Source organism: Ruegeria sp. AF8, assembly GCF_056541825.1.
On the sequence record NZ_JBQFYW010000001.1, the window covers coordinates 990,897 to 1,005,083 of the forward strand.

General features: G+C 58.8%; 11 protein-coding genes. 4 read left to right on the forward strand and 7 right to left on the reverse strand.

The annotated features are described in order from the left end of the window. Positions 1 to 43 precede the first annotated feature (43 nt). On the forward strand, positions 44 to 283 hold the full coding sequence (gene hfq, locus ACR0AO_RS05050) for an RNA chaperone Hfq (protein ID WP_005982826.1): 240 nt from the start codon (positions 44 to 46) through the stop codon (positions 281 to 283). After that, entirely contained in the window at positions 283 to 1,554 is a 1,272-nt protein-coding gene (gene hflX, locus ACR0AO_RS05055; RefSeq protein ID WP_480600609.1) for a GTPase HflX, read from the forward strand. The genes hfq and hflX overlap by 1 nt, the downstream gene beginning before the upstream one ends. 3 nt (positions 1,555 to 1,557) lie before the next feature. Here the strand turns inward: hflX and ACR0AO_RS05060 are convergent, their stop codons facing one another. From ACR0AO_RS05060 to hemB, 4 genes are all read right to left on the reverse strand, one after another. After that, on the reverse strand, positions 1,558 to 1,953 hold the full coding sequence (locus ACR0AO_RS05060) for a nuclear transport factor 2 family protein (protein ID WP_480600611.1): 396 nt from the start codon (positions 1,951 to 1,953) through the stop codon (positions 1,558 to 1,560). Between the two features lie 146 nt (positions 1,954 to 2,099). Then, entirely contained in the window at positions 2,100 to 4,562 is a 2,463-nt protein-coding gene (locus ACR0AO_RS05065) for a penicillin acylase family protein (RefSeq protein WP_480600613.1), read from the reverse strand. A gap of 162 nt (positions 4,563 to 4,724) precedes the next feature. Then, positions 4,725 to 5,297, reverse strand: a complete 573-nt coding sequence (locus tag ACR0AO_RS05070) for a lipid-binding SYLF domain-containing protein (protein WP_480600615.1) — start codon at positions 5,295 to 5,297, stop codon at positions 4,725 to 4,727. A gap of 143 nt (positions 5,298 to 5,440) precedes the next feature. Continuing rightward, positions 5,441 to 6,439: a porphobilinogen synthase gene (hemB, locus tag ACR0AO_RS05075; RefSeq protein ID WP_480600618.1), complete on the reverse strand. Its 999-nt coding sequence runs from the start codon at positions 6,437 to 6,439 to the stop codon at positions 5,441 to 5,443. Between the two features lie 123 nt (positions 6,440 to 6,562). On the opposite strand from hemB, the gene ACR0AO_RS05080 reads away from it, so the two are divergent. Both ACR0AO_RS05080 and mfd read left to right on the forward strand, forming a co-directional pair. Then, complete coding sequence (locus tag ACR0AO_RS05080; protein WP_480600620.1) at positions 6,563 to 7,087, forward strand: component of SufBCD complex; 525 nt, start codon at positions 6,563 to 6,565, stop codon at positions 7,085 to 7,087. Positions 7,088 to 7,110: 23 nt separating this feature from the next. Continuing rightward, positions 7,111 to 10,566, forward strand: coding sequence for a transcription-repair coupling factor (gene mfd / locus ACR0AO_RS05085; protein ID WP_480600622.1), 3,456 nt, complete (start codon positions 7,111 to 7,113; stop codon positions 10,564 to 10,566). 15 nt (positions 10,567 to 10,581) lie between these two features. On the opposite strand, the gene ACR0AO_RS05090 is transcribed toward mfd, so the two are convergent. From ACR0AO_RS05090 to ACR0AO_RS05100, 3 genes are read right to left on the reverse strand one after another with little or no spacing between them, the layout of a single operon-like run. Further along, positions 10,582 to 11,259: an SH3 domain-containing protein gene (locus ACR0AO_RS05090; RefSeq protein ID WP_480600625.1), complete on the reverse strand. Its 678-nt coding sequence runs from the start codon at positions 11,257 to 11,259 to the stop codon at positions 10,582 to 10,584. Beyond that, positions 11,256 to 12,920 carry a tetratricopeptide repeat protein gene (locus tag ACR0AO_RS05095; RefSeq protein WP_480600627.1) on the reverse strand — a complete coding sequence of 555 codons (1,665 nt, stop codon included), beginning with the start codon at positions 12,918 to 12,920 and terminating at the stop codon, positions 11,256 to 11,258. The genes ACR0AO_RS05090 and ACR0AO_RS05095 overlap by 4 nt, the downstream gene beginning before the upstream one ends. 54 nt (positions 12,921 to 12,974) lie before the next feature. Then, positions 12,975 to 14,183: a multidrug effflux MFS transporter gene (locus ACR0AO_RS05100; RefSeq protein ID WP_480600629.1), complete on the reverse strand. Its 1,209-nt coding sequence runs from the start codon at positions 14,181 to 14,183 to the stop codon at positions 12,975 to 12,977. Positions 14,184 to 14,187: the final 4 nt, after the last annotated feature.

A 14,187-nucleotide genomic window follows, 5' to 3' on the forward strand; every position in this document is an offset into this window, starting at 1 on the left:
TGGTCCGCAGCGCGTAGCAAGAACAATGGCGAGATTATAAAATATGGCTTCGGACAGACAGAATCTACAGGATGCCTTCCTGAACAATGTACGGAAAGCTAAGGTTCCGGTTACGATTTTCCTGATTAACGGTGTGAAATTGCAGGGCGTGATTACCTGGTTCGACAATTTCTGCGTATTGTTGCGCCGCGACGGACAGTCGCAGTTGGTCTACAAGCACGCGATTTCGACCATCATGCCATCGCAGCCGATCAATCTTTATGAGGGCGAAGACGCCTCTTGATGGAACATGACAGGATGCAAACCCGGGCCTGGGTGCTGCATCCCGATATCAAATCAGATGATGAGCGTCGGGCCCCGGGTCCTGCGCTGGAAGAAGCCGTGGCACTTGCTGCGGCATTGCCCGATCTGCAAGTGGCCGGATCCGAAATCGTGCGCCTGCAAAGGGCGCAGCCGGGTCTGCTGTTCGGATCGGGCAAGATCGAGGAACTGGGCCTTCGGCTGAAAGAACACGAAATCGAACTGGTTTTGATCGATGGCCCGGTGACGCCGGTTCAGCAGCGCAATCTTGAACGGGAATGGAAGGTCAAGATTCTTGACCGGACCGGCCTGATTCTTGAAATTTTTTCGGATCGCGCGCGCACCCGCGAAGGTGTGTTGCAGGTCGAGATGGCCGCGCTCAGCTATCAGCGCACGCGTCTGGTTCGGGCCTGGACCCACCTGGAACGCCAGCGGGGCGGTCTGGGCTTCGTGGGCGGTCCGGGTGAAACCCAGATCGAGGCCGACCGCAGGGCAATCGACGAACAGCTTGTTCGGTTGCGCCGCCAGTTGCAAAAAGTGATCAAGACCCGGTCACTGCATCGGGCGGCGCGGGCCAAGGTGCCCTATCCCATCGTAGCGCTGGTCGGCTACACCAATGCAGGAAAATCCACGCTGTTCAACCGGCTGACCGGGGCCGAGGTGATGGCCAAGGACATGCTGTTCGCCACACTGGACCCGACCATGCGCCGGGTGGAACTGCCGGACGGACCTGAGGTGATCCTGTCGGACACGGTGGGGTTCATCTCGAACCTGCCCACCGAACTGGTCGCCGCCTTCCGGGCCACGCTGGAAGAGGTTCTGGGTGCCGATCTGATCGTGCATGTGCGCGACATCAGTCACGAGGAAACCGAAGCGCAGGCGCGGGATGTCGAGACGATCCTGACTTCGTTGGGAGTGACAGAAGACCGGGCCAGGCTGGAGGTCTGGAACAAGATCGACCTTCTGGATGACGAAGAACATACGGCGACGCTGGCCCGCGCGGCACGGGACAAGAATATCTTTGCGATCTCGGCAGTTAGCGGTGATGGGGTGGAAACGCTTCTCACGGCAATTGCGCAAGAACTGCAAGAGGCGCGCAACAAAGCTGTTTTGCATCTTGGGTTTGGCGAAGGCCGAAAACGGGCGTGGCTGTTTGATCAGGACGTCGTGCAGTCAGAAATTCAAACGGAGGAGGGGTTTGAAATCTCTGTATTCTGGACCCCCATGCAAGAAGCCCGGTTCATGGTTTTGTAATAATCAACCTCCGTAGATCTGTTTCTGATAGTCGGCGGCGTCGAACCAACCTTTTGATTCAACAATTTTCATGTCTGAATCCAAATCCCACTCTTCCCATCCACGGCACACAACAAGATTTCCCGTCTCGGCGTGGTGCCCTTCCAGGGTCCAGACAAACAATGCGTGATTGCCCGCTTTGCGCATCATGTCGCAGCGGATCTCAAGATCAGGAAAGGCGGAAAAAAAGCCTCGTGCCAACTCCCTTATCGCTGCGTGGCCTTGAACGATATCACCGCCGTTCACCGAGATTTTTGCCTCCGGAACAAAAAACGAGATTACGGAGTCGGCGTCCCACGAACTCCAGGCGATTGCATAGTCGCGCGCAAGGTTTTGAAGAACGTCCTGAACACTGGCCATGGCCCCCTCCGAGTGACGTGTTGGTTACGGTAGAGTATGCCAGTGGGGATCGCCTCGTCTATGTCAGGTCAATTTACGCGCGGCGGATTGCCAAAAACGAAACGCATTCGCCGACAAATCAGTGCAAATGGGCAAAGTTTCAGAACTCAGCGCGGGGTCAGATGGGTGATACCCACTGCCGCAGCCCCTGCCAGATCGGCATCCAGTGACATCGGAACATATTCGCCGCGCCGCCAAAGCTGGGCAAGGTCGTCATAGTGGCGCGACAGGAAATGCCCCGACTGGCCCGTGGAAATAACGAAAACCGAGCTGTCCGGATCGGCAAAGTCATAGACGCCGCGATATCCCGCGCCATGAACGTTTAGGAACGGATCGGGGTCCTCGCCTGATGTACGGCCGCGCTGCAGCGTGTTGTCTCCGCCGTTGGTCGATTGGCGGATATTGACGAAATAGCGCAGAATCGGAACTGTACCGAGAACCTGATGGTCATGAGTGGCCTGATGCGCATCGCCCCAGCGCAATGATTCCAGCGAGCCACCGTATTTTTCGGCGATCCAGATCAGGGCGTCATCAAGTGCGAGACGGGCCATTTCCGTGCAGGTTTCAACCGGGGCGCTTTGGCGCACGTCGCACCAGATCGACGCACCGTCGATGTCGCGGAAGACCCGTTCGATAAAAAGCGGCTCAACATGTTTGAACTCAGTGGCAAGAGGCCCAAGTTCGTCAGCCGTCAATCGCTTTTGCAACGCACGCAGCCACGTGGCATAGATGAGTGGTTCGGGGAGGTGTTCGTTCATCTCGCCATTCCACTCGGCCAGCAGGGTCAGTGCGATCTGGCGTTGTCGTTCCGGGGTTCCTTCGGGTGCGGATTCACCGGTGAACCAAAGATCGGCTCCGATCAGCGGCAACAGCGACCGTGCGGTAAAACTGACCGGATCAAGTTGCGCTTCGATGAAACTGTCGCGGGTATGCACCTCGCGGTCCTGCATCAGTTTTTGCCATCGTTGCACGCGCTGGGTGTCGCCCCAGACAAAGGACAGATGCCTGGGGAAGGGTCTGTCGACCGTCTTGTTGTTGGTATTGCCCAGCAGCCCTCCGGCCGGAGAGACGAATTCAGGGTTGTCGGCATAGGGCGCACGGCCTTGCCAGCGGTTTTCGGCGCGCCAGCCCTGACTGGGCATGCGACCCTGGCTTTGGTGCGCCGGATCACGTTTGGGCACTGCGCCCACCATTTTCATCGCAATCGTTGTCTTATCCGCCAAAGACAGATTTTGCGCGGGCGCGATGAAATCCTCTGCTGCCCGTATTGCCGATCGAACGGTGCTTGCATTCATCAAAGCCATGGAGGCGGTCATCGATGTGTCCGCCGGGCTCAGGATTGTCCAAGCCAATGATACCACATGACCGGGTGGGGTAATGGTTTCCAGGCTGTAATGGCTGCCGGGCAATACGGGTCCGTTTTCGGTCCAGCGCAGGGTCAGGGTGATCGGGGAGGCATCCTTGATCTCGATGATCGAAGGGCGTGTCTCGAAGGGTTTGAATCCGTCCGGTGTAAGATATTCCTCTGGATTGTCGGGGTTGAGCTTTTCGATATAGAGATCCTGATCGTCGGTATAGGCAGAGGTTAACCCCCATCCCATGCGTTCGCTTCGCCCAACCATGATGGCCGGAACGCCGGGGATCGAGCCTCCGATTACGCCGCCATTTTCAAGTTCGAGCCGCGCCAGATACCAGATCGCAGGAGCGGAAAAACCAAGATGCGGGTCATTGGCCAATAACGTGCCCCCGCTGGCCGACCGGCTTGGCGCCGCAGTCCAGGCATTCGAAGCGCCGGCCAGACCCCGTTTGGGAAAAGGTGACAGTGGATTGGCGGGCATCACCGCGCCTTGAGCATAGCGCGGCACATCCGGAAACAGGGTGGCATATTCGGGCAGGGCGGCAACACCCGGGCCGGGGACATCCGGCAGGATATCTGCCAGTCGCGCAGGATCATCCAGCATCAGCGAGACGCGGGCGCGCAAAACCTCTTCTTCCAGATGGCCGGAAAGCTGCAAGCCCATGAGTTTGATGATCGCAAGGCTGTCACCGGGTCGCCATGGTGCAACCGGGGCATTGAACAGGAACATCTCGGGCGCGCCGCGCCCAAGCGCATCCTCATTGATCTCCGCCAGTCGCGCGTTGACACCGGCGGCATAGGCTTTGAGGGCCGCCGTGGTGTATTCGTCCTGAACCTCGACAGATTGCTGCGCCAGACGATAAAGATCGAACCGTCGCATCAGTTTGTCGATCGGCACGGTTCTTTGCCCGAATACCTCGGACAAACGCCCTTGAACCGTGCGTCGCATCACAGTCATCTGCCACAGGCGGTCCTGAGCGTGCGCATAGCCAAGACCGAAAAAGACATCGGGATCGTTCTGACCAAAAATATGCGGAACGTTTGAATGATCGCGAACAACCTCGACCGGTGCGGTCAGGCCCTGTACTTCGACGGTCTGGTTGTAATCGGGCAGGGATTGGCTGGCGAGGAAATAGACCAGAGCCACAACAGCAACGACCAGAACGACGAGCCCGGCTGCGATCCGCATCAACCAGCGAAAAAGAAGACCCATAAACGCCCCGTCGATAATCCTGAGGTTTTAAGCTGTGCGGAGATTAGTGGAAGCATGCCGGAACCGGAAGGGGCGATGCTCCTGAGTTCGAAACTGAAAGCACACGCCATACCGATTGCCGAAGGCACAGGGTCTTCGGCGCCGAGTTTTTTCCGGTCGGGTTTATGGAATGATGCGCGTGTATTTGGCGCCTTCCAGTGTGGCCCCGATCTGAAGACCTGCCTGTCCGAAAATGGCGGCCAGAACCGGAGTACGCAGGGTCGTGGTGTCGGCGGCCAATGTCTGCCCCTGATCGCTTACGACATATCCGATATCCGCGCCGGCGGTCCAACCGCTGGAGCGGCGAAAACCGTTCAGGGCGTCCTCGGTCATGAAGAAAAGGACATGCGCGTATTGCTGCGCACCGATCTGAAAACCAGCCGTGCCCTTGACCGCCGAATAGTAATCGACAGTGGCATCGTTGATGCGGAGCGCGCCGCGCCCGTAGCCGCCGCCGAAAATGAAACCGGCCTCGGTCACCAGCGGCATCACGAGCATGCCGTTGGCTTTTTGCGCAATCTCCACGGTGTTGGGGTAACGTGAGTACATTTCGTTCAACGTCGCATCGACCCGCGCATCGATGGTTGCCGCGTTCGAATTGCCTACGCCGTTGCCGCACGCGGAGGTGAGGGTCAGCCCGGCCATGCCAAGGGCAAAGCCACGACGGGTCAGTCGGGGGAAATTGGAACTGCTCATATCTCGTTTCTCTGTATTGCTGCCTGATCAAGCCGGGTTTTCCCGATCTTGCTTGCAAGAATATGCCGAATGCCCGGCTCTGTCACGGGAAAGCTGGTCGTGCTCAGTATTCTATCGGCGAAAAATCGCGGAAAATTGACTATTTAGCCGTTCAAAATTCGCGCCACCGCAGGTGCAAAGTAGGTGAGGATGCCATCGCAGCCGGCGCGTTTGAACGCAACCAGGCTTTCCAGCATGACTTTCTCGCCATCAATCCATCCATTCTGCGCGGCGGCCTGAACCATCGCATATTCCCCCGACACCTGATAGGCATAGGTCGGGGCGCCGAACGTGTCCTTTATGCGGCGGCAGATATCCAGATAGGGCATGCCTGGCTTGATCATGACCATGTCGGCCCCCTCGGTGAGGTCGCGTTCGATCAATCGCAGCGCCTCGTTCGAGTTCGCAGGGTCCATCTGGTATGTTTTCTTGTCTCCGGTCAGCGCGCCCGAGGCCCCCACCGCGTCGCGGAACGGGCCATAGAATGCGCTGGCGTATTTGGCGGCATAGCTGAGGATCATCACGTTCTGATGCCCGGCGCTTTCCAGCGCCTGCCGCATCGCACCGATGCGACCGTCCATCATGTCCGACGGTCCAATGATGTCGGCCCCGGCCTCGGCCTGTGCAAGTGTCATCTTGACCAGCGCTTCGACGGTGGCGTCATTCACGATTTCACCATCAACCACATATCCGTCGTGGCCGTTGATGTTGTAGGGATCCAGCGCCACGTCGGTCATCACCGCAATGTCGGGGGCGGCGGCCTTGATCGCGCGGATGGCACGGTTCGACAGGTTGTCAGGGTTCCATGCTTCGGCGCAGTCTTCGGTTTTCAGACTTGGATCGGTGTAGGGAAACAGGCAGATCGCCGGAATACCCAACGCCTGCGCCTCGATTGCTGCATCGGCAATCAGATCGACCGAGCGACGGCGGACGCCCGGCATGGAGAGCACGGGTTCCTCGATTCCTTCGCCGTCACGAACGAAGACCGGCCAAATGAGGTCGTTCACGGTCAGGGTATTTTCGCGAACCAGGCCGCGGATCGCCTCGGATTGGCGGGCGCGACGAAAACGGGCGCTGGGATATAGGGCAACGGTGGGTTTCATGACGCGCTCTCCTTGCACATTCCCGCATTGGGTGGCATGAATTCCCACCAGCCTCAAGGGTACCATTGGCCGCGTGGCCACGATAGAACGACCTTGCGGCGGCGAAATAAAAGGGTAACGCGGTTGGACTGGTATTCCTCGATCATCGAACTCATAGATATGCGAAGTTTTTCAAATCTGTGGTTCTGGATCGCGCTTGCCGTGGTGTGGTCATCGGCCAGTCATTGGGTGTTGGGCGTGCCATATGATCTGATCCAAAGGGCCCGGCGCAACAGAGGTCAGGCCGAGGCCGATTTCCTTGACATTGTCAGGATCAACGTGAACCGGATGCTTTACATTGCGGACGTTTCCGGTGTCTGGCTGTTGGGCATCGTGTGTTTTCTTTTGACCGCACTGGCAACGCTTGGCTTTTTCTACAAGGTAGAGTTTGCGCAGGCTGTGTTCCTGTTGGCGTTTCCGATGTCGCTGGTCGCATTGCTCAACTTGTCGCTGGCGCGTCGGATACGGGTGACCGAGCCGGATTTGGAAATGGTGTCCAAGATGTTTCTGCGGTGCCGTCTCTATACCCAGCTCATTGGAATGGTGTCGATCTTTGTAACTTCCCTGTGGGGGATGTATCAGAACCTGTCGATCGGTGTGCTTGGCTAGGTGAATTTCTGGAAGGCGAGGGAATGAAGGCTCCGAACCACGTGACAGTCGGCGGCGCCCCCGAGGGGTTTGATGCGCAGCTGATCCTGAACGAAATTGCCCGGACCGAAGGGCCGGTGGCCCATATCGCGCGCGATGACAAGCGCATGGAGGCCACGCGCGCCGCGCTTTCGTTTTTTGCGCCAGATATGCCAGTCTTTGTGTTTCCGGGCTGGGATTGTCTGCCTTTTGACCGGGTGTCGCCCAACCCGGACATCGCTGCGGCCAGGGTTGCGACACTTGCGGCTCTTGTGCACCAAATGCCCGCTCGGTTCGTGCTTCTGACGACCCTGAACGCCGCGACCCAGCGCGTTCCGGCTCGCGAAGTGCTGCGCAAAGCGGCGTTCACCGCCCGCGTCAATCACCGCATAGACGAAGAAGCGCTGCGCGCTTTCCTCGTCAGGATGGGGTTCACGCAAAGCCCGACCGTGATGGAGCCGGGTGACTACGCAATTCGCGGCGGGATCATCGACATCTTTCCGCCCGGGGAAAGCGGCCCGGTGCGGCTGGATTTGTTCGGTGATGTTCTGGATGGCGCGCGCCGCTTTGATCCGGTGTCGCAGCGGACCACCGAAAAACTTGAAATGGTGGAGCTTGCCCCGGTGTCCGAGGTCATTCTGGATGACGCGGCCATTACCCGATTCCGTCAGAACTATCGCATCGAGTTCGGTGCGGCAGGAACGGACGACCCGCTTTACGAGGCGGTGACCGCCGGTCGCAAGCATCAGGGTATGGAACACTGGCTGCCGTTCTTTCATGAAAAGCTTGAGACGCTGTTCGACTATCTTCCGAAGGCCACGATCACACTGGATGATCAGGTGACGCCCGCACGGTTGGCGCGATGGGACAGTATCGCCGATCAATACGAGACACGGCGGCTGGCATTGGAAAACCGCTCGCGCATGGATACGGTCTATAAGCCCGCGCCGCCCAATTTGCTGTATCTGGACGACGCTGCCTGGGCGAATGCCATAGAGGATCGGCGCGTCCTGCAGTTCAATCCCTTGCCGCAATCGACAGGTCCGGGCGTGATTGATGCCGGGGGCCGGATCGGTCGCAATTTTTCGCCTGAACGCCAGCAGGAAAGTGTCAGCCTTTTCGGTGCGCTGGCCTCGCACATTGCCGACAGGATGAAAAAGGGGCCGGTTCTGATCGCCTCGTATTCCGAGGGCGCGCGCGAACGCCTGACCGGGCTGATCGAAGATGAAGGGCTGGCCGAGGCAATCCCTGTGAGGGATGGCACACGGATCGGCAAGCGTGGGTTGCATCTGGCTGTCTGGGCACTGGAGCATGGGTTCGAGACGCCCGATCTGACGGTAATCTCGGAACAGGATGTGCTGGGTGACCGCCTGATCCGCCAACCCAAAAAACGCCGCAAGGCCGAGAACTTTCTGACCGAAACTCAATCTCTCAGCCCCGGCGATCTGGTCGTGCATGTCGATCACGGCATCGGACGCTATCAGGGGATGGAGGTGATCACGGCGGCGGGGGCGGCGCATGAATGCCTGCTGCTGGAATATGCCGAACAGGCCAAGCTGTACCTGCCGGTCGAAAATATCGAACTTCTGTCGAAATACGGGCACGAGGAAGGTCTGCTTGACCGGTTGGGCGGCGGCGCATGGCAGGCCAAGAAGGCCCGGCTTAAGGAACGTATCCGCGAGATGGCCGACCGGCTTATCCGGATTGCCGCCGAACGGGCCTTGCGCAAAGCGCCGGTGATGGACCCCCCGCCGCATGCCTGGGAGGAGTTCAGCGCGCGGTTTCCCTATCAGGAAACCGACGATCAGTTGCGCGCAATTTCGGATGTGATGGAAGACTTGCATTCCGGAGTTCCGATGGATCGCCTGATTTGCGGCGATGTGGGGTTCGGCAAGACCGAAGTCGCCATGCGTGCCGCCTTTGTCGCGGCGATGTCGGGCCTTCAGGTGGCCGTAGTCGCGCCAACGACACTTTTGGCGCGCCAGCATGCGGCGTCGTTCAAGGACAGGTTTCGCGGCTTTCCTTTGCAGGTCCGGCAATTGTCCCGGTTCGTTTCCGCGAAAGAGGCGCAGCAAACCCGCGAAGGGATTGCCGGCGGGACAATCGATATCGTGATCGGCACCCACGCGCTGCTGGCCAAAGGCATCCGGTTCAACAATCTCGGGCTTTTGATCATTGACGAAGAGCAGCACTTCGGAGTGGGCCACAAGGAGCGTCTGAAACAGCTCCGCTCGGACATCCACGTCCTGACACTGACCGCGACGCCGATCCCGCGCACGTTGCAGTTGTCGTTGACCGGCGTGCGTGACCTGTCGATTATCGGAACGCCGCCCATCGACCGCCTTGCGATCCGCACCTATGTCAGTGAGTTTGACGCCGTCACCATCCGCGAGGCACTGTTACGGGAACACTATCGTGGCGGTCAAAGTTTCTATGTCGTGCCACGTATCTCGGATCTGCCCGATATCGAACAGTTTCTGAAAGATCAGTTGCCCGAGCTGACTTATGTGATCGCCCATGGCCAGATGGCCGCAGGCGAGCTGGATGACCGGATGAACGCATTTTACGACGGCAAGTACGATGTGCTGCTGGCGACGACCATCGTGGAAAGCGGGCTGGATATCCCGACCGCGAATACAATGGTTGTGCATCGGGCGGACATGTTCGGTTTGGCACAGCTTTACCAGATCCGTGGCCGGGTCGGGCGGTCAAAAGCCCGGGCCTATGCGTATCTCACGACAAAACCCCGAATGAAACTTACCCCTGCAGCAGAGAAACGCCTGCGTGTTCTGGGTTCGCTCGATACGCTTGGGGCGGGGTTCACGCTGGCCTCGCAGGATCTGGACATTCGCGGGGCCGGAAACCTGTTGGGCGAGGAACAGTCCGGCCAGATGCGGGATGTCGGATACGAACTGTATCAATCCATGCTCGAAGAGGCGATCGCCAAGATCAAAGCCGGAGAGATGGAAGGGCTGAGCGACGCCGACGATCAATGGGCGCCGCAGATCAACCTGGGCGTTCCCGTTCTTATCCCCGAGGATTACGTTCCGGATCTTGACGTGCGTCTGGGCCTGTATAGGCGCTTGTCTTCTCTGTCGACCAAGGTGGAACTGGAGGGGTTTGCCGCCGAACTGATCGACCGTTTCGGTACCCTGCCCAAAGAGGTCAACACGCTGCTTCTGGTGGTGCGCATCAAGGCGATGTGCAAGCGGGCGGGGATCGCCAAACTGGATGGTGGACCCAAGGGTGCGACGATCCAGTTCCACAACGACAAGTTCGCCTCGCCCGAAGGGCTGGTCGAGTTCATCCAGAACCAGCGCGGCCTGGCCAAGGTCAAGGACAACAAGATCGTCGTGCGGCGCGACTGGAAAAAGGACAGCGACAAGATAAAGGGCGCATTCGCCATCGCCCGGGATCTCGCCGAGAAAGTGATTGAGGCAAAGAAAAAGGTCAAAGCCTGATGCGGTTCTGACCGTTCAATCTCCGGCAATAAAGGTGCAAAGCTGCCATATTCCGTCTGGCGATTTCACGAAGGCCGCGCGATAGCCGACCATGGACCAAAGAAAGTCGCGGTGCATGTACCCTTCGGCGCCGTCCGTCAGGCGGACTTTTTGATAGTCGACGTCTGAATCGAAACCAGGCGCGAACACGACCTCGTTGCTGATAAGATCGAGGATTTTCGACCCGGAATGGTTCTCGGAGCGCAGGGTAACTCGTTCTCCGGTCACGAAATAAGTTTCGAACGGATCGATATCTACGGGCAGCCGGATCCGCCACTGATGCGGCATCCAGAATTCGCCCGCATCGTCGAAATACCCCGGTGCGGCCAGCGTCGTCTCGAGCGCCGCCCAATATTCTTCGCGCATGTCGTCGGCCTCGTGCCGGAATTCTTCGGCCAGCGCTTCTGGCGGCAAAGTAAGGTTTAGACGCAGCTCTTCAGGACCGCCCCGACCGCCGAGGCTGAGGTGAATATCCGGGCAGGCAGCTGCCACGACCGCGTCAACATTGCGTTCCGCGACGGCTGTACGCAGTTCTTCGCGAAACGTCAGCAAACCGGGGTCATGCTGCGCCTCGTCGGAGGGCGGAAAGGCCTGACGCTCGGCGAGTGCAGGCAGACCAAAGACCACAAGTGCAATCGGCAGAGAAAACTTCATTCCGCGGCCCTCATCGCGGCCTGAGCGCAGAAACAGGATGCGCCAACCGCACGGTCGGCGCGTGCCAATGCGAGATCAAGCTGCTGTCTGATCTGGATAATTTCAATTGTTTCCGCTCTTTTCTTCAGGCAGTCGTGCAGTCCTTTAAGGCTCCAGACATTGCCGGGGTGGATCAGGGCGCGCCCAAGGTTGCCACCAAATCCGAGATCTTCGCGGTAAACCGCCTCGGCCTCTTCCACATGTCCTTGTTCGAACAGCAATGCCCCCAATGCGTGCCGCGTCGGCTGCATCCAGCCCCAGGGTTCGTCGTAAGGCAGCCCGTCGTCCAGTTCGACAGCGCGGCGCAGGTGGGTATAGGCCGTGTCGAGATTGCCTTTTCGGTACTCGATTTCTCCACGCAGCATTTCTTTTGCAATTTCCAGGAGGTCGACAACTTTGTTGTTATGCAAAAGACGGGTTTCCGGAACCTGCGCGACTGCTTCCTGAAATAGCTTTTCTTCCTCCTCTGCCCGGTCGGCATCGCCGGTCGCGGCAAAGGCCAGAGCACGGGCATAGCGCGTGGTCGCTGCCAGCGTGCAGAAAAGCGCGGGATCGTCCGGCATCTCAAGTGCCATCGCTTCCTGCCATCGGCCGAACCGGATCAGGATATGAGGACCCATAGCCATGTAGCTTTCGAAATAGTCCGCCATTGGGGGGCTTTCGATACGCAGCAATTCCTCGGGCGTCGTGTCCCAGATCCCCTGATTGGCGCGTAGGGCCGGTTCCATCTGACCAAGGAAAAAGGCGCCATAGATGGCAAAGTGATAATTGTGCTGCCGATAGCCGGTATAGATGTTGAACGCGCCTTCGCGTTCGAAATATTTCAGATCAGCCTCGGAGGCGGCCTGGTTCCAGTGAACTACATTGTGATAGTCGCCGCACTGAATGTCGATATGGGTCGGCATGTGCACCAGATGCCCGGCATCCGGAACAAGCGTTCTGAGGACGTCTCCGGCCTGCAGCGCTTTTTCCGGCGTCGGTGACATTTCCATCAGGTGCACATAGAGATGCAAAAGACCCGGATGCGCCATGGCGGCCGGATCATGTGTCATCGCCCATTCCAGAGCGTCCTTCGCTTCCAACGTCGCTGAACCTTGTGCCGGCTCACCGGTTTTAAGGTCCCACATCTTCCAGGGGGTCAGGTTCAGCAGCGCTTCGACATAGATCGTGCGAACGTCCAGATGGTCTGAAACCCTGGTAAAAGCACTGCGCATGGCGTCGGCAAAGCCGTAATCCCACGCGTGCATGTCTTCAACCAGATCGCGTTGGGGGTAACGTGCGGGCAGGGCCTCTATCAGCGCGCGTTCCGCCGGCGTGCATCCCTCGACCAGCGACAGGGCTTTTTGCGCAGCGTCAAAAGAGGCGGCCAGCGCCTTGGCCCGGCCTGCGGTATCCCAGCGATCCCATGGCAGATTGTAATTCGGACCCGCTGCATAGGAGATACCCCAATACGCCATTGCACAGCCCGGGTCCGCCGCGGCGGCCTTTTCGAAACAGGCGACGGCTTCGGTATGATTATAGCCATAGGTCCAGACAAGCCCCCTGTCGAACCAGAGTTGGGCCTTGGTCGAGTGGGTGGTGATCGGACAAGTATGCGATCCGAGATCGTAATAGTCGCTCATGAGAATGCCCCCTGACTGCGGGGACTGTAACCACTAATTTCGATTCCGCACAGGTCAGGCAGGCACGCGATCCTCGATTCGACCCATGTGAAGCATCAGCGCAAAGCCCGCGATACACATGATCAGGATGCCGAACGTCAAAGGTGTCAGAGAGCCATCGAACAACAGGCCGACAGGGGCTGCGATTGCGGCCGCGAAAACAGTGGCGACCGCGCCGATAACCGAGGCCGCCATTCCGGCGATATGTCCCATCGGTTCCATCGCGATGGCGTTGAGGTTGCCAAGCGTGGTCCCGGCCATGAAAAAGATCGATGTTTGCCAGGCGACGAACAGGGCGAAAGACGCGTTCGGCGACAGGTCAAGTGCATTCAGCGTAATGACCACAGACGTCAATACGATCTGGGCGGCGAGCGACCAGGTCACCATCCGGCGCATGCCGACCCGCACCACCAGCGCCGCGTTCAATACGCTGGCGGAGCCGGACACCAGTGCCACGAAGCCGAACCAGAACGGAAAACTCTCTGCCCGGTCGTGGATCACGTCATAGACCGGTTGCACCATGGTCAGCATGGTGAACAGAACGCCCATGCACAGGGTCTGCACGATGATTGACAGCCGTACGGTGGGATGCGTGAACATCTCCTTGGCCGATCCGATCATCAGAGGGAACCGCAACGGACGGCGGTTTTCGCGGGCCAGAGGCTCGGGTAGGCGAAGCCCCATCCAGGTGATCGAAATGGCCGAGAACAGGATGAACGAAGCGAAAATACCGCGCCAGCCCGTAATGGCAATAACACCTGCGCCAAGCATCGGAGCGATTGCAGGCACCAGCGTAAAGATCAACATGGCGATGGAGATGATGCGCGCCATTTCGCGCCCGGCATAAAGGTCACGCACGATCGCCAAAGCCACGACGCGGGGCCCGGCAGCGCCCAGCCCCTGCAAAATACGCGCTGCCAGCACCATTTCGAGGGACGAACTGGCCCATGCCAGGGCTGAAGCCAGAATATAAAGGATCGCCCCCGCATAGATCACCGGCTTGCGCCCGAAGGCATCCGACAAGGGCCCGGTGAAGAAGGTGCCGATGCCCATGCCCAAAACAAATGAGGTCAGGATCAACTGCGCCCGGTTCACGTCGCCGGGGCTGAGTTGTTCGCCGATCTCGGGCAGCGCAGGCAGCATCGAGTCGATCGAAAAGGCAATCGTGGCAAACATCATCGCGATCAGCGCAATGAATTCTGCCCTGGACATCCGGTCGGCCATTGGC